The sequence below is a fragment of the Salinivibrio sp. SS3 genome, assembly GCF_001722105.1.
GTDB classification, from domain to species: Bacteria; Pseudomonadota; Gammaproteobacteria; order Enterobacterales; family Vibrionaceae; genus Salinivibrio; species Salinivibrio kushneri.
Genome location: NZ_MEBQ01000017.1, coordinates 86,751 through 103,486 on the forward strand (window position 1 = coordinate 86,751; position 16,736 = coordinate 103,486).

Below are 16,736 nucleotides of genomic sequence, written 5' to 3' on the forward strand. Positions count from 1 at the left end.
AGGTGGTCAGAGGGACTATGAACTCAAAATTACTCTCTATTCTTGCACTAGCCGCTATTTCGATTGGTTTGTACGGATTACTCCAAAGCGACGAGCCTGAGACCTCCTCTCAGGAAAAGGCGAGTGCACCTTCCCCTGAAGTGACTTATAAAGTCATTTCGCTAAAAGCGCCTGTCAATCGTGGTGACTCGATAACACGTAGCAAATTAATCATTGAAACCTGGCCTGAGAATAAGGCTAACCAAATGGGAATCGATAGTGATATGGCACTGCCTGAATCAGGTGACAGCCCCTTGATCGCAAGAGAAGCGCTTGTCGCAGGCGATATCTTATACCCCGATAAAATTGTATCACCAGAGAGTCCAGACTATCTTGACTATGTGACTCGCGCAGATCGCATTCCTTTCCCGATAAAGGTTTCTCCGACTGCTGTGGTGGGGGGGGCTGTGCGTGCAGGCACATTGGTGGATATTATGGCGTTAGCGTCTACTGACCAGAACTTAGCCAATGAAACCACGGTTCGTAGCTTTCGTGGCGTTTCTTTATCGCCTGTACTAATTGGGGTGAAAGTACTGAAAGTCGACCAACAGCAGCAAGAGGCGACACGAACCGAGCCAGCATCAACAGAAACGACGCTCATTCTAGAGTTAACTCGCAAGCAAGTGGCGACCATGACCATTGCAAAACGGATTGCTCAGCTTGAAGTGCACAAATCTTTTGGGAAAACGCCAGAGCAAGATATGTCTGCCAATGCGGGTGATGTGCTAGAAGACTATCGCGCTATAAAAGAGTTTCGTGCCGACTCAGCGGTAATAAAGTAAGGGGCCCTGATGAAAAAAACATGCTTATACCTCCGATGGATGGGGTTAATGGTAATAAGCTTGGCCGTACTTGCAGCCCAGGCGTCGACAACTGTGATGAACTTGCCTAAGGGACAGGCACAGGCGTTTCATGTTAATAAAGTGATTGGCTCGGTATTCATTGCTGACCCTGCTATCGCTGATTATCAGGTCATTGATAAACAGAAGGTGGTCGCATTCGGCAAAACGGTGGGATCCACGACTTTGTTGGTTTTTGATGAAGAGGGAAAGACCATAGTGTCGCGACAGTTGATAGTGAATCAGAGCATGGTTCATCTTCAACAACAAATACAGCTTCGTTATCCCGAACTAGATGTGTCTATTTATAACTTAGCAGAGCAAGTGGTGCTAAGTGGCCTTGTTGCGAGTGAGGAGCAGAAACAAGATATAGAGCGACTCGTCGGGGAGTTGTTATCCAAGCCTTCTACCCAAGACGAGATAGAGTGGGACACAGGTGACGAAACGTACAACCTTGGGTTTATGCGCCGCTACCGATACGAAGGTATTGTCAACAACTTAGAAGTCGCGACAACCAAGCAAGTGAATGTTCAGCTTACAGTGGCAGAAGTATCAAACTCGTTCATGGAAAAGTTTGGGGTCGACTTTAGCTCTGGTGGCCGAGGAAGTGGGATCTTTGTCAATCCGTTAAAGCGCTTTAGTGCCAGCGACATTATCACAGTGATCAGTGCAGTCGGTGATGACAATGTTGGGCAAGTGCTCGCAGAGCCCAACTTATCAGTGCTTTCTGGTGAAACGGCTAGCTTTCTTGTCGGCGGTGAACTGCCTGTCGTCACACGTATTGATGGCGGCGTGAACGTTCAATACCGCGAATATGGAGTTAAGTTAGAGCTTGCGGCGGATGTGCGGCGCGATGACAAGATCAAACTCGCATTGATGCCAGAAGTGAGCTCGCTCGATCAGCAATTTAGTAACGATGCGTACGATTTGCCTGCCTTAAAAACTCGAAGAGCACGGACCACGGTTGAACTGGGAGATGGTGAGAGCTTTGTCCTAGGGGGGTTGCTCAATAGCGAAGAGCGCGAGTCATTATCCAAGATACCTTTTGTCGGTGATATACCTATCCTAGGTGCGCTATTTCGTCACACAGAAACGCAGCGCAATAAAACCGAACTTGTCATTATTGCTAAGGTGAACTTGGTGAAGCCAATTCAATCTGACCAAGTTGTTATCCCTCGTATACAGCGTACTTCAACGCTAGAGCGATTCTTCGCGCTGGATGCTGTGCCTGAGCAGGCGCCATTGCGACAATGGCTACGTAAAGGAGGCTTTATCCAATGAAAAGTCCAAGAATATGGGCCCTTTTTACTGTGTTAGTGGCTGGGATCACGGCTTGTACGCCTGCGTATCAAACGGAAGGTGTGGGAGTTTCCGTCACCCCAGTGACGTATAAATTGTCTTTAACCGCACAGTCTAGCACTGGCGATGCCAGTTTTGATGAGTTTATCCGTTTTGTTTCCCACCATCAGTCACTGATATTAACGCAACCCATACACTTAAGCTATAGCTCGAAAGCAGGTGCTAAAAAAACGGTCAAAGCGCGCAATTACCTCCTAGCCCAAGGGGTTGATAAAAAAAATATCCATGAAAAGGCAATGCCACTGCGCGAGGGTGATTGGCAAGTGGCGTTGTATTCTTATCACGTTCAGACAGAGACCTGTGAGCCAGTCACAATTGCCGATACTCACCCGAAGAAAAGCGGTTGTGTATTAACTCACAATCAATGGCTGTCGAAAGTCCACCCTGAGAAAGGGCTAAGTATCCCGGATGTTAGTCATGAACAAGGCAATTATTGATGTTTGATCTCGTTGATATACTAAAGAGCAATCAGTCGCAGCAAGATGACAAAGATAAGATAACCTCCGTTCTCTTCTATCAAACGGAGCCTTGCCGCTCTCTCGTTGAAGAAGCCTTTAGATTTGAAGGCGTCTCTGCGCCTGAAATATGTAAAAACTCGGATATGGTCATTACGGATCATGTGCGCCAGCAAAGTGTTGAGATTGTCTTGGTTGAGCTTAATAGCAGCCAAGATGTGACGGGTGATGCGCGCCGAATTAGCCACTTATTACCGAGTCATGCCTCTGTGATAGTCATTGGTAGTGAAGATGCAATTTCAACGATTCGTAACCTCAAACAGATGGGTTTTTATTACTTGTTCTGGCCCATCACTAAGCAAGAGCTAATCGATTTCGTTCGTAGTGTGAGTGATAATCGGCAGAGAAATCGTGGTGTAGGACAAAATAGGCGTGCCAAGCGGATCTCTGTAGTTGGTACAAAAGGAGGAGTGGGTACAACCCTAGTTGCTTCTGAATTGGCGCATCAACTGGTTTCAGAAAAAAAGGCATCCTGTATCGTTGTGGATCATAACTATACCAGTGGTGATTTGGATATCATGCTCGGCATTAAAAAATTTGAAAAGCGGGAGGTGCAAAAAGGCGCATTTTCATCAAGTCTGGACTTATCTTCTGCTCAGAGTCTACTGACGAAACACAGTGAGATGCTGTCTGTCCTCGCATTGTCCTCCTCGCAGTATAGTGCTGATGAGTTGAATGATTATCACAATAGCGCCGCTGACATTCTATCGTCTGAATGTAACTTTATTATCGAGGATGTATCCGGATCATCAGGCTTTACTCATCGGAATCAGAAGCGCTGGCTTAGCAGTGATTGTATTATTCTGGTTCTTACGCCAACGGTTGCGGCCTTGCGAGACGCTGGTCGGTTAAAGTTAAGTATTGATTCGATGGATGAAAACGCGCGACCTCGTTTGATCCTTGTTGTCAACAATAATTTCCCTGGAAAGTTTGCAACTGTTACCGAAGATGACATTGAAAAGTTTTTGCAATGTCCTGTCGATGTGAATATTCCTTTTAATGGGAAAATAGGCGAATTATTACTCGAGGGAGAGCGGATAGCACGAGCAAAGATCAATGCCTCAGGGTCGATACATAAACTTGCCTCGCTAGTTGTGGGTGAGTCAGTGGAAGCATCTTCAACCTTAGCAAAGTTAACCAACCTTTTTAGCAGAAAGAGGCAAGCTGAGTGATTGGCACCAAAGAAGTTTATGTCAAGATTCGCAAACAGGTTTTTGACGCTTTGGATCCAAATGTGGTCGCCGATGTTTCGCGAGAGGAGCTTGAGAAACAATTAGAAAGCGCTGTTGAACTATTGATCAACCGTGAACAATGGCCACTGAGTAGTACGGTAAAAAAAGAGTTTGTTAAATACTTAACGGATGAGTTGATTGGCCTAGGCCCGCTACAAAACCTGATGGACGATGAAACGATCACGGACATTATGATCAATGGCCCTGATTCCGTTTATATTGAGCGTAATGGCCTTGTTGAGCGTGCACCTGTTACTTTTATCGATGAGAACCAACTAAGAGAAATCGCAAAGCGTATTGCCTCTCGCGTCGGGCGTCGAGTAGATGAATCCTCACCCACTTGTGATGCGCGCCTAGAAGATGGTAGCCGTGTGAATATCGTTATTCCACCGATATCGATTGATGGAACAGCGATTTCTATCCGCAAATTTAAAAAACAAAGCATCGATCTCCAGAAGCTTTGCGAATTTGGGGCTATGAGCCCTGAAATGGCGCAATTGTTAATGATTGCCGCACATTGCCGCCTCAATATATTGATATCAGGTGGTACGGGCTCGGGTAAAACGACGATGCTCAACGCGTTGTCACAATTTATCGGTGAAAACGAGCGCATTATTACGATAGAGGATGCGGCTGAACTACGCTTACAACAACCACATGTTGTTCGCTTAGAAACTCGTACAGCGGGCATTGAGAATACTGGGCTAGTGGATCAGCGAGACCTTGTTATCAACTCACTTCGGATGCGCCCAGATAGAATCATTGTCGGTGAGTGTCGTGGTGCTGAAGCCTTTGAGATGCTCCAAGCTATGAATACTGGCCACGATGGCTCCATGTCGACGCTTCACGCCAATACACCGCGTGATGCATTAGCTAGGGTTGAGTCGATGGTGATGATGGCCAATAGCAATCTCCCGTTAGAGGCGATTCGGCGCACCATAGTCAGTGCTGTTGACTTAGTGATACAAATCAGCCGGTTGCATGATGGCAGTCGTAAAGTGATGAGCATAACCGAAGTGGTTGGGCTAGAGGGAAGTAACGTCGTCATGGAAGAAATCTTTCGTTTTCAGCCTATGTATCAGCAATCTTCTGATGGGAAAGTGCGCGGTAACTACGTGACTGCTGGTTTGATGCAACGGTCAGTGTTGATGGAAAAAGCCCGCTTCTTTGGTCTGGAAGACAAGCTCTCATCTGCATTCAAAGCTGGGGAGGAAAGATGATTTACTTGGTTATGCTTGTGATCGGTATCGGGCTGCTCATTATTCCTTGGCTTAAAAAACGCAAGCGCTACGACTATCTTGAGGAGTTTAATCAAACAGAGTTTGTTGAATCGGTAGTTGCAAACCAACAGGCTGTCGACTTGAGATCACTGGCCGATAGAAGCCTGTGGGAGGAGTTATTACTTCGCTGGAGTAACTTTAAGAAGCAATTAGGCACGCGACCGATTTTAAAACTGGTGGCGTTGCTTTTTGGCCTTACTTTCGCCTCTATTTATTTTAACCGCCAGTTTTTGCGAGAGTCTCAGTGGCTTATCACACCTGTCATTGTACTAGTGGGTATGTTGGTTTTCTATCGCTGGTTGCAAGGTCGAGAGCGCAAAATGTTTGAAACTGAATTCCCTGATGCGCTCAATATGATGACGAGTGCTGTATCAGCGGGGGAGAGCATTATGCATGCCATCTTATATGTAGGAAATACACTGGAAGGTGATATCGGCCGCGAGTTTCGTATAATGGGGAAGCGCTTACAGTTAGGTGAATCACCGGATGACGTTTTTCGTAAGTCATGCCGGCGTTACCCTTACCCATCCTTTTATTTCTTCGTTATTACTTTACGCGCCAATATGCAAAGGGGAGGGCAGCTGAAAGAGATCATGATGCGGTTGAACCGCATGATGTTTAATGCTCGCTCTATAGAGAAGAAAAAAATGGCACTCACTTCTGAGGCGAGAACATCCGCAAAAATAGTGGCGGCTATTCCATTCTTCTTTCTTTTCATTTTGCAGTACCTGAGCCCAGAAAATTTTGAGTTTGTCATGTTCGACCCGGATGGAAAAGTCATTCTTTACTATGTGTTGATCAGTGAAGCAATTGGCATTGCCATTGTGTGGGGATTAATGAAAAGCGTCCGCTAATACAGGGTAGTCATTATGTCACAGCAGCAATGGCTTTTTTTGGCGTTAATACTAATCGGTTGTGTGATAGCGCTTCGTGGCTTACGTCACTCAATGAAACAAAAGCGCTTCCGAGAATTTAGCGTCAACTCGGCTGACGAGAGAAAGTTTGATTTTTGGGAGCGCGTTGGAACCGCCCTTAGTCAACTCGTCTCTAGTGATAAACAAGATATGGAGCAAAAATTCCTAGCGGCAGGGATCTACGACACACGCTTGAGCAAGTTGTTTATGCCCGCTAAATATATGCTATTAATAGTCGGTGCATCAGCAATATACCTAATTGGTCAATGGCAACAGTGGCCAAGTAAATGGCTATTCATTGTAGAAATATTATGGCTTGTTGTGACGATTATTGGTCCTGATGCCTACTTGGGTATTCGAAAAAAGGCATTGGTAAAATCCATTTCAAACAAACTTCCGTACATGTTAGACCTGATGGCGGTCTGTGTACAAACCGGGATGACGATTGAAGCGTCTATTACTTATCTATCGCGGGAAATGGCAGCTTTTGATCGTGATCTGAGTTTTTTACTCACAAGGGTGAATGAACGCTCAAGAATCGTGGGTCTAGAACAAGCGCTAGAAGAACTCTACATGCGTGTTCCCTCCAATGAAATGCGCAGTTTCGTGATGACCCTCAACCAGAGTTTGCAATATGGAACGTCTATTTATGGTGTGCTAACGACACTTTCATCGGATATTCGCGAAGTGCAATTGCTTCGAATAGAAGAAAAAATTGGTCAGTTGGCAGCAAAAATGTCGATTCCCTTGATTGTATTTATTATGGTACCGATAGTTATTCTCATTGCGGCGCCAGGAATTATGAGGATGTTAGCGAATGCTTAATCTTTTCGTATTGAGATCATTTCCGTTTCTACGACTACTCGTGCCCAGCCTTGCTCTTATCATAACAGGATGTGTGGGGAGTGCCCCACCTCAGGAAAAAACGCTAACTAATGAGCAAGTTCTGGAAAGTAGTGGTAATGATATTGAAATCATTGATTTTTACAAAAACCAGCTGAAAGAAAAAGAATCGGAGGAAGTGAGGATAAAGCTGGTAAAGCGATATCTAGAGATTAAAGATTATGATTCAGCCCGCTTCTACCTTACACCGCTTCTTCAACCGTTTGACGCAAAAGACCCAACCGCTAGTAATGTGTTACTACTCGCTGGAAAGATTTCACTTGGGCTAGAGCAGTGGGCTGAGGCAAGAAAGCACTTAAACAAGGTTCAGCAACTTGCGCCGTCGAATAGCGAATCAGCGAACCTTCTTGGCATACTCTCTGCTCGAGAGGGAAACTTTACGGTTGCACGAGAGTGGTTTAACCATGCGCGCAGCAATATGGCGGATGATCGTACTATCAAAAATAATTTAGCGCTCCTTGATGTGTTTGAGGAACGCTATACAGAGGCTTTACGCCGACTGCAGCCTGTACCAGATCTGAGACAGTTGTCAGATAGAGCACGCGTAACGCTGTCGTTGGTCTATGCTAAAACTGATCAATATTCGGCATTTGAAGTGTTAACAGACAATATGGGCAAGAGTGAGCGCGTATCGCTTTACCAACAATTGCAAGCACTCCCCGTTGCGGATTTTTCTGCGATTCTCGGGGGGAATGCGAATTATGATTCGGTAACGATACCGAATGACGAAGAGCTGACGCAGTCCTCACTTAGTGGGCAGTGAGCGACGGCAGCAAAGTTCCCTTTATCGGAACAGGTAGGGGGTGACTAGGGGATGAATTAAGCAGTGACAGGCGTGATCAACGGCGCACCGATGGGTGGTTCTAGACACGAGGTAGAGGCCAATCAATGATGTTACCAAAGCGAAACGCTCCCTGCCGGCATTCTGGTGTCGCAACGATAGAATTTGTTGGCGGCTTTTTTGCATTTTGGCTAATGTGTGCTGCCTGGGTGGAAATGAGTTTTATGTCATATGTATCGGCGTTGGGCGATTTGGCTATCTCAAGAGCTGCGCAGCATGCGAAAAAACAAAAAACCGAAGATTTTCTACCCGTATTTAAACAATCCCTTAATGATGACAGTAGTCTTTGGCATGCGTTGATCGATGTCGATAATTATCGGATCAGTGTTCATTATGTGAATGAATACAACACCCTTGCCACGATCACGGAGGGCTGTGAGTCTGAAGATGAAGACGATAGAGAAACCGTGTGTGGCGAGCCTGAGAAAGCGCCGATTGCCATTTATAACGTCAGTTATGACTATCAACCTACCTTTAACTTATTTTTGGATAAAAACACTCTTTTTTCCCGTGAAATGATAGTGATACAGGAATACCAACGTGAAACCTTCGCGCTTTAAAGTTCATCAGCAAGGTAACTTTACCGTCGAGTTTGCTATCGTCGGGGTCTTCTTCGCACTGCTGCTGGTGTTCAGTGCCGATATCATCATTAAATTGAGTGTTAAAGGTAAGCTCGATCGTATGGCTTTCTCTGCGGCGAATATCATTAAAGAGCGTACTGAGCTGTTTGGTGAGGACGATTTTGAAGTGGGCGAGGAGCAAGCCGAAGAAGCTTACATCATCGTCAGAAACTCCCTCACGCGCAGCATGACTAATTTTGACAGTAGCAAGCTCGGATTTGCGCTTCATGTTCGTCAAGGGGTTGGAGAGACGGACGAAGAAGATCAAACCAAGATTATTAGCCAGTGGTCTGCACCTTCTGGAACCCTGTGCCAGGCAACGCCCCCGAGTAAAGATCTCAGCTTTACCACGACCTTTGGGCGGCCAGCCACCTTATACCAAGTGACCTTGTGCTACGACACCGATAATTGGTACGGCAATCTTATTGGTGAAGCGTTCTCGCGCGTATCGTCGCGCGCCGTGGTAATGGGGAGATAGTTTATGCGCTTACAACAAGGTTTTGCTCACTCAGCCCCTGGTTACTATCGTCAGCAGCAAGGGCATGCCGCCATTTTATTCGCCCTGTTTATTCCGATACTGTTTGGCATTTTTACCCTAGGTACAGATGGTGCGCGTGCGGTGCAGGACAAGGCGCGCCTAGAGGAGGCGGTTGAAGTGGCAACGCTTGCTATTGCTGGTCAAAATGCTGACGATATTAATGTACAAAGAGAGACCGCTAAAGCGTATATCGCTTACTACTTCCCTCAAGCTAGGATAATAGACAACGAGCTTCAAATAACGAAAATATCTTGTGATATCAACCCATCCTGTGATGAAACAGATCCCAATCAACAACCTTTTTTTGAATATCAATTGAGAGCAAACTTGGAACAGCCCTCCTGGTTTCCTGGTAATGAAGCCATCATAGGTTTTGATGATGATTATGGTGTGGCGGGTCAGTCTGTGGCAAGAAAATATCAATCCGAAGCTGTTGATGTGGTGCTAGTATCGGACTTCTCTGCCTCTATGTATAACAATTGGACTGGTGGCAGCCAACAAAAATATCAAGACTTAAAAGATATAATCGCTGAAGTGGCCGACGAGATTAAAAAATATAATAGTTTTTTTTCCGAAGTAGAAAATAGAATAGCCTTCGTTGGGTATGACTTTTATTCATCTCACTGGTTTAACTCTAGAAGAAAGTTTGTCAGGCACCTCAAATTCTCTAGCTATAGTAACTACGGCCCTAATGAGAGCCTCCCGGGTTCAAGGCCGAATGATATCGACTACTCGGGTACGGTGGATGACGTTTTTTTCATGAACAGCTCTGCTCATGAGGCGTTAGATGAATGGGAAGTAACAAATGTATCCTATTTTTACGATCTACCTTTAACCAGTAATGTAGAGGGTTTTAAATCTAATGTTTCTCAGTTCTCTGTTCCTGCTAGTGGCGGCAGTGGAACGTCATCTTATGCTGGGATTATCCGGGGCGCTCAAATACTAAAAGAAGGAACGAACCCTAGACGGTTGCTTTTAGTGTTGTCAGATGGAGAGGATTCTTACCGAACAGTCACTCAGCGTCTCATCGACGAAGGCCTATGTTCGACTATTTATGACGAGCTAAACGAGAGCAAAGACGGAGTCAGTATTAAAGCGCGTATGGTAGTGGTGGGCTTTGACTATGATGTTTTCGAACACCCAGAGCTTAAAAATTGTGTTGGTGGAGAGAATATCTACCAAGCACAAGATAGAGCGGCTATCAAGAACAAAATATTAGAGCTAATCTCTGAAGAAATCGGTCATCTTGCCCCATAACAAGGAGCATCCAATGATTAAATGGATCAATATTGCACTCGTGCTAAGCCTTCCCAATATCGTATGGGCGAGTGACGCCTTATTTGATACCTATTGCATCATGCAAGAAGGATCGGCACATTATCAGGTGACGAGTAGTGAGGGCGTCATCGCGCGCACTTATCAGAATAATAAACTACTCACGGTTGCGCCCCAAACCACTACCAAGGATCAATGGCTGATCGAGCAAATTGATGCACTTGATGTGTCGCCACAGTGTGCCAGTTTTATTAGAAGTCATGCCTATTGGCAAAAAGCGCCCAATTCGCCGGTGGCGCGTGTGCATTTTGATTTTGATACGTCGCGTATTTCTTCCCAAGGCCAAGTGATTTTGCAACGCTTAGCGCAGGCGTTAGCAAAGCACCCATCACAGATCTCGATTACCGGTCATACTGATAATGTCGGCCGCGCACACTATAACCAGCAACTGTCACAGCGACGGGCGAACGCGGTTGTCCCCTTTATTCCGTCTGCTGATGTCAACACAATGACGCTGGACGGGAAAGGTGAAATACAACCTGCTGCGACCAATCACACCGAGAAGGGGCGCGCTATTAATCGCCGTGTCGAGGTTGATGTGTTTTAGCAACCTTTATGTCGAAAGTCATTTTATTAATAAAGAGGGAGTGGCGGCTTTTTAAGCAAGCAGCTTTACCCAATGTAGGGATTCTCTTATACGGAAGTGTACTCACGCTGTCCTTAGTGCTATACAATATTTTTGTTAATGGCAGTTTTTCCTTTGCTGATGGCTCTTATTTCCCTTATCTAAAAATACTCTTTAAGGTAGTAGGGGCACTTTTCTTGGTGAGTTATTTTATATATCTAATTGTTGTTAGAGAAAAGCGACCAATAAGGCAGTTTGGCTATCTGATCAAGTCTATTTTTACTAGGCGTTATTATATTTTGTCAGGTGTCTTCTTACTTTATGCTATAGCCTTTTTTATGAGTGCGTTTTCAACAGCAAAGGTATCAGTATATACAGTTGGAGAGTTTGCGTGGGATAGTGCATTTGCTGAAATGGATAGACTTCTTTTTTTCGGAAAAGATGCTTGGCGTTTTTTTGATTGGCTGTACCAATATCCAGCCTTTATGATGCTACTTAACCTCTTTTATAATGTATGGCTGTTCGCTGTCCTCGGCGTTTTTGCGTTTTTTTGCTTTCAATTACCGAGTCGAGTGAGAAGTACGTACTTATATTCTTGGCTTGCATGTTGGGTGGCTTTAGGTGTCGTGTGCGCAACCCTTTTCTCCTCTGCTGGACCTGCCTTTTTCTCTCGCGTTCATCCAGGTTTAGCCGTTGAACCTTATCAGGATTTGATGGAGAGATTACGAAGTATCGACGCTTACCTTATCGCCTCGGATTATCCCTTTCCTCTGTGGGCGCTATCTATGCAAGACTGGCTATACAATCTTCACGTAGAGCAAGGTGTTAAGGCGGGAGCTGGCATTTCAGCCATGCCAAGCATGCATGTTTCAATGGCGGTATTGATGGCTTTAGGATTAACACATGTCCAAAAATGGATTGGTATTATCTTTTGGTTGTATGCTTTCATCATTTATATCGGCTCTTTTTTATTAGCGTGGCATTATGCAGTCGATGGTATCGTGAGCTTTATATTGACGTTGCTCGTCTGGTATGTTGTTGGTTTATTTGTAAAAGATCCTAAAAGAGTGAGCCCCTATCAATAGCTATTGTATAGCACTTAAGGCTCATCTCTTTTATTAGATATTATCTGACTATTATTCGCGAAGCGCTTTTGCCGCTGCAACCATGTTTTCTAATGCCGGGATCACCTCATCCCATTGGCGCGTTTTTAGGCCGCAATCTGGGTTCACCCACAATCTTTCTTCAGGAATACGGGCGGCGGCTTTCTCCATTAAGCCAAGAATTTGTGCCTGGCTTGGCGTATTGGGGGAGTGAATGTCGTACACGCCTGGGCCGATGTCATTGGGATAGTCAAAGTGATCAAAGGCATCCAGCAGTTCCATATCCGAGCGCGAGGTTTCAATGGTGATCACGTCAGCGTCCATATCCGCAATCGATGCAATAATATCGTTAAACTCGGAGTAGCACATATGGGTGTGGATTTGCGTCTCGTCACTCACGCCATTAGCCGCAATTTTAAACGCATTGATGGCCCAGTCGAGATAGTGTTGCCACTCACTGCGACGAAGAGGTAGGCCTTCACGCAGAGCTGCTTCATCAATTTGAATAATTTTGGTGCCGGCTTTCTCGAGATCTTGCACCTCTTGGCGGATCGCCAGTGCCAGTTGGTTGCAGGTTTGCGCTCGCGGCTGATCATCGCGGACAAACGACCAGTTGAGAATTGTCACCGGTCCGGTAAGCATGCCTTTGAGCGGCTTATCGGTGAGAGATTGTGCGTACTGGGTCCACTCCACGGTCATTGCCTTCGGGCGTTCAATATCACCAAATAAAATCGGCGGCTTCACACAGCGAGAGCCATACGATTGCACCCAACCGAACTGGCTAAACACATAACCATCCAATTGTTCGCCAAAGTATTCCACCATATCGTTACGTTCAGCTTCACCATGAACCAAGACATCAAGCCCGAGAGCTTCTTGCTTTTCCACCGCATGAGCGATCTCTTTGCGCATAATGTCCTGATAGGTCACCGCATCAATCTCGCCTTTTTTGTATTGCAAGCGTGTTTGGCGAATGGTGCTAGTCTGCGGGAATGATCCTATAGTGGTGGTTGGGAAACGCGGTAATTGGAGCTGCTCATGTTGCAAGCGAATACGCTCTGCAAACGGGCGTTGTCGCTTACCCAGATGCGGTGTCATTGCCGCTAATGCGGCTTGCACATTAGGGTTGTGCACGCGTGGTGACTGCTCACGACTCTCAATAGCCTGGCGGTTGTCGGCCAGTGCTTGTTGAACGCTTTGCTTACCATGGTTGAGTGCGCTGGCAAGCACATCCAGCTCCTCGAGTTTTTGATGGGCAAAGGCGAGCCAGTTTTTTACTTCAGGATCGAGCTTGTGTTCGCTCGCCAAATCGACGGGTACATGGAGTAATGAGCAAGAAGGCGCGAGCCAGAGGCGATCCCCTAGAGATTGGTGAATCGGTTCGATCCATTCTAACGTGGCATTGAGATTCGTTTTCCAAACGTTACGGCCATTAATCACCCCCAGAGATAGGACGTGTTGATCGCTAAGCGCTTCACGGTATGCATCCACATCCCCTCGGCCACGAATAGCATCCAAGTGCCAGCCGTCAACAGGCAAGGATTGCGCCAATGGGCGGTTTTCAGCTTGTTCGCCGAAGTAGCTCGCCAGCAATAACTTGACCTTGGTTTGGCTTAATACACGATACGCGGTTTTTAGCGCCGTCTGCCATTCAGGCGTGAGCTCAGTCACCAAAATAGGCTCATCGATTTGGACCCACTCAACGCCTTTTTCTGCCAGGCTGCTTAGAAGCGTTTGATACACGGGCAATAGCTTATCGAGCAGATCCCGCTTATTAGAGGCATCTTTTTCTTTGCCCAGCCACAGATATGTGACGGGGCCGACTAAAACCGGTTTAGCCTGAACACCAGCTTGTTGGGCTTCTTCTATTTGGTTCAACAGGTTGTCAGCATGAAGACTAAACGTTGTTTGCGCGGTAAATTCTGGCACGATGTAGTGATAATTGGTGTCAAACCATTTAGTCATTTCACCAGCGTGGACACACTGGCAACCGGTATCGTTTGCCGAGCGGCCGCGAGCGACGCGGAAGTAGTTATCGAGGGTGTTATCTTGATGATCAGCCACACGGTCAGGGACATTGCCGACTAAAAAGCTGGTATCAAGCACATGGTCATAAAAGGAAAAATCACCCGCTGGTACTGTATCGAGCTTACTTTGTTGGTGCCAATGAGTACGGCGTAGATCCGCCGCCGTATTGGTCAAATCTTGCAGTGATGATTCACCACGCCAGTAACGTTCGAGTGCAAATTTTAGTTCGCGCTGTGCCCCTATGCGGGGAAAACCGAGATTATGAGTTTTAGCCATCTATACGTCCTCCTTTAAGTTGAGTTCAGCATAGGGCTTTCTCGTTATGAACTAAAATGGCATTATTTCATCAATTAATGAAATCTGATCATGGAAAGACATGTTAGAACGTCATCATCTTCATATTTTGCGCGCAATAAAAGAGCAAGGCTCACTGACCGCGGCGGCAGAGACGCTTTATCTCACCCAATCTGCCATTAGCCATGCGATGAAAAAATTAGAAAGTCAGATAGGCGTTAGTCTGTGGAAAAAATCAGGTAGACAATTGCATTTCACTCAGGCTGGTGAGTACTTGCTGACTCTTTCTGAGCGTATGCTTCCGCAGTTTGAGCATGCCGAACAACAGCTCAAACAGTTTGCTCAAGGTCAGCGCGGCACATTACGCATCGGCATGGAATGTCACCCCTGCTATCAGTGGCTGCTTAAGGTGGTTGAGCCTTTCTTGCACCAATGGCCGGATGTGGATGTTGACGTGAAACAGAAGTTCCAATTCGGTGGCCTAGGAGCGCTCTTTGGCCATGACATTGATGTGCTTGTCACGCCGGACCCTCTATTTAAACCTGGTATCGAGTATGTGTCTGTATTTGACTACGAGCTTGTGCTTGTCACCAGCCCACAAAGCCCCTTGGCCGATCAGACATACGTTGAACCTCATCAGCTCACATCAGAAATACTGATCACTTATCCTGTCGATCAGGCTCGTCTCGATGTTTTTACTCAGTTTCTCGCGCCGGCACATTGTGCGCCACGTAAACATAAAACCATTGAAACAACGGATATTATGCTACATATGGTTGCCGCAGGACGAGGCATCGCGGCCTTACCGAAGTGGCTGGCGGAAGAGTACCAACAACAACTTAAATTACATATTCTTCGTATGGGAAAAAGCGGCATCAATAAAGCCATTCATTTAGGAATACGTGCCGGAGAGAGAGATGATTACATCCAAGACTTTATCGAAAAGGCCAGTTCAACCATCATGCAGCGGTATGGCTAAGAGATAAAACACTTAATTCCGTTAAAACCAATATGTAAGGGCATGTGTTCGCGCCGTTTCAAACCTCCATCTAGACTTACGCATTGTCTCAATTTTGAGCCGTACAAAGTGCACATTTCGGAGTAAAATTACTTTCGAAGAAGTCTAATTCCTTAGATAATGCAAGTGATAGGCTTTGAATGCACCTCACATTTTTTATGGATAAAGAGTCCCGGCTATGAAAACAATCTCGCTCTCTCGCAATGTAAACGTCGAAAGTATCCAGGGAAATGGTGTGCTGCTTGTTAATGGCACACCAATGACAGTGACCGAAGGCACGTCCTTTCCGTCTGGAACCGAGCTGGTTCTGCCAGATAACAGTGAGGCTGTTATTGTACTCAGCGACGGAACGTTGCTCGCCGTTGAGGCTCAGGGACAGCAGCCCGGCGCCGTGCTCGATGGATTGCCGCAAGATGTTCAAGATGAAATAGCCGAGATTCAGCAACAAATTCTTGATGGTGAAGGCGAGATCACCATTCAAGAAGATCAAGCAACCGCGGCTGGTGGTGAAGCAACGGGGAGTGGATCATGGAGTTATGTCAATGTTGAGCGCGATGGAAGCGAGACCATTGCGAGCTCCGGGTTTGACTCTGACTCGATTGCCAACAATGCAGGCACGATTGGTACTAACGAAGAAGATGGTTTGGGGCGCTTAGTAGATTCCACTGCTCCTAATGCCCCTGGGGTAACCATCCTCAACGATGCAAACAATGATGGTGTGATTAGCAGCCAAGAAATTGGCGATGGTATTCGTGTGTCTATCGGCCTGACGGGGACCAACGCCAATCCAGGTGATGTACTAACGGTGAACGGACAAACCTTTACCGTGACAGAAGACAATATTACCGACGGCTCTGTTGTCGTGACCCTCCCGGATACGCCCGCAGACGGAGAAACGTTAACCGTAGAAGCCACCATTACCGACACCTCCGGCAACACCTCCGCGCCGGGCAGTGATCAAGCAGACGTTGACCAAACCGCGGATGCAGGCACGGTCAGCGTGAACGACATCACCAACGATGACGTGATCAACGCGCAAGAAGCGGGCGAGACCATCCCGGTCACCGGCAGCGCGAGCGGCGGCGACATCGCCGCAAACGATCAGGTCACCATGACCATCAACGGCACCGAGTACACCACCACCGTGGATGAAAACGGCGAGTGGAGCGTGGACGTGGCCGGCAGCGACCTGGCGGCGGACACCACGACCAGTCAGGGAGGACGACGGATGACAGAGAACTCGGAACACAAGTGTGCAACCAACAAGGCCGAAGCCAAACCAGATGAACAAAAACCAGACACAGCAACCAACA

16 protein-coding genes are annotated in these 16,736 nt (G+C 46.6%); 15 read left to right on the forward strand and 1 reads right to left on the reverse strand.

Features of this window, described 5'->3' with window-relative positions; genetic code table 11:
* The first annotated feature begins 17 nt into the window (after window positions 1–17).
* The 13 genes from cpaB to BGL48_RS07930 all read left to right on the forward strand — a co-directional run bounded on the left by cpaB (window position 18) and on the right by BGL48_RS07930 (window position 12,065).
* Window positions 18–821 (forward strand): Flp pilus assembly protein CpaB, encoded by an 804-nt coding sequence (gene cpaB, locus BGL48_RS07870; RefSeq protein ID WP_069362140.1) that lies wholly within the window; start codon window positions 18–20, stop codon window positions 819–821.
* A gap of 9 nt (window positions 822–830) precedes the next feature.
* Window positions 831–2,159: a type II and III secretion system protein family protein gene (locus tag BGL48_RS07875; protein WP_069362141.1), complete on the forward strand. Its 1,329-nt coding sequence runs from the start codon at window positions 831–833 to the stop codon at window positions 2,157–2,159.
* Window positions 2,156–2,674 carry a hypothetical protein gene (locus BGL48_RS07880; protein ID WP_069362142.1) on the forward strand — a complete coding sequence of 173 codons (519 nt, stop codon included), beginning with the start codon at window positions 2,156–2,158 and terminating at the stop codon, window positions 2,672–2,674. The genes BGL48_RS07875 and BGL48_RS07880 overlap by 4 nt, the downstream gene beginning before the upstream one ends.
* Window positions 2,674–3,924, forward strand: coding sequence for an AAA family ATPase (locus tag BGL48_RS07885; RefSeq protein ID WP_069362143.1), 1,251 nt, complete (start codon window positions 2,674–2,676; stop codon window positions 3,922–3,924). Before BGL48_RS07880 ends, BGL48_RS07885 begins: the two co-directional genes overlap by 1 nt.
* A complete protein-coding gene (locus tag BGL48_RS07890) occupies window positions 3,921–5,204 on the forward strand; it encodes a CpaF family protein (protein WP_100297997.1) in 1,284 nt (427 codons plus the stop codon). The genes BGL48_RS07885 and BGL48_RS07890 overlap by 4 nt, the downstream gene beginning before the upstream one ends.
* Window positions 5,201–6,118, forward strand: coding sequence for a type II secretion system F family protein (locus tag BGL48_RS07895; protein WP_069362144.1), 918 nt, complete (start codon window positions 5,201–5,203; stop codon window positions 6,116–6,118). The genes BGL48_RS07890 and BGL48_RS07895 overlap by 4 nt, the downstream gene beginning before the upstream one ends.
* A 15-nt stretch (window positions 6,119–6,133) precedes the next feature.
* Window positions 6,134–7,003, forward strand: a complete 870-nt coding sequence (locus tag BGL48_RS07900) for a type II secretion system F family protein (protein WP_069362145.1) — start codon at window positions 6,134–6,136, stop codon at window positions 7,001–7,003.
* A complete protein-coding gene (locus tag BGL48_RS07905; protein ID WP_069362146.1) occupies window positions 6,996–7,844 on the forward strand; it encodes a tetratricopeptide repeat protein in 849 nt (282 codons plus the stop codon). Before BGL48_RS07900 ends, BGL48_RS07905 begins: the two co-directional genes overlap by 8 nt.
* Before the next feature lie 125 nt (window positions 7,845–7,969).
* Window positions 7,970–8,482 carry a hypothetical protein gene (locus BGL48_RS07910; protein ID WP_069362147.1) on the forward strand — a complete coding sequence of 171 codons (513 nt, stop codon included), beginning with the start codon at window positions 7,970–7,972 and terminating at the stop codon, window positions 8,480–8,482.
* The gene (gene tadF, locus BGL48_RS07915) at window positions 8,463–9,020 is read left to right on the forward strand and encodes a tight adherence pilus pseudopilin TadF (RefSeq protein ID WP_069362148.1); all 558 of its coding nucleotides are present in this window, start codon (window positions 8,463–8,465) and stop codon (window positions 9,018–9,020) included. The genes BGL48_RS07910 and tadF overlap by 20 nt, the downstream gene beginning before the upstream one ends.
* A gap of 3 nt (window positions 9,021–9,023) precedes the next feature.
* Complete coding sequence (locus BGL48_RS07920) at window positions 9,024–10,337, forward strand: TadE/TadG family type IV pilus assembly protein (protein ID WP_069362149.1); 1,314 nt, start codon at window positions 9,024–9,026, stop codon at window positions 10,335–10,337.
* A gap of 13 nt (window positions 10,338–10,350) precedes the next feature.
* Window positions 10,351–10,962 (forward strand): OmpA family protein, encoded by a 612-nt coding sequence (locus BGL48_RS07925; protein WP_069362150.1) that lies wholly within the window; start codon window positions 10,351–10,353, stop codon window positions 10,960–10,962.
* 8 nt (window positions 10,963–10,970) lie between these two features.
* Window positions 10,971–12,065: a phosphatase PAP2 family protein gene (locus BGL48_RS07930; protein WP_077659574.1), complete on the forward strand. Its 1,095-nt coding sequence runs from the start codon at window positions 10,971–10,973 to the stop codon at window positions 12,063–12,065.
* Window positions 12,066–12,116: 51 nt separating this feature from the next.
* Here the strand turns inward: BGL48_RS07930 and metE are convergent, their stop codons facing one another.
* Window positions 12,117–14,387: a 5-methyltetrahydropteroyltriglutamate--homocysteine S-methyltransferase gene (gene metE, locus BGL48_RS07935; RefSeq protein WP_069362151.1), complete on the reverse strand. Its 2,271-nt coding sequence runs from the start codon at window positions 14,385–14,387 to the stop codon at window positions 12,117–12,119.
* Between the two features lie 100 nt (window positions 14,388–14,487).
* On the opposite strand from metE, the gene BGL48_RS07940 reads away from it, so the two are divergent.
* Complete coding sequence (locus tag BGL48_RS07940) at window positions 14,488–15,384, forward strand: LysR family transcriptional regulator (RefSeq protein WP_069362152.1); 897 nt, start codon at window positions 14,488–14,490, stop codon at window positions 15,382–15,384.
* A gap of 217 nt (window positions 15,385–15,601) precedes the next feature.
* Window positions 15,602–16,736 (forward strand): Ig-like domain-containing protein (locus BGL48_RS07945; RefSeq protein ID WP_141698073.1); only part of this gene is annotated, 1,135 nt, incomplete at its 3' end.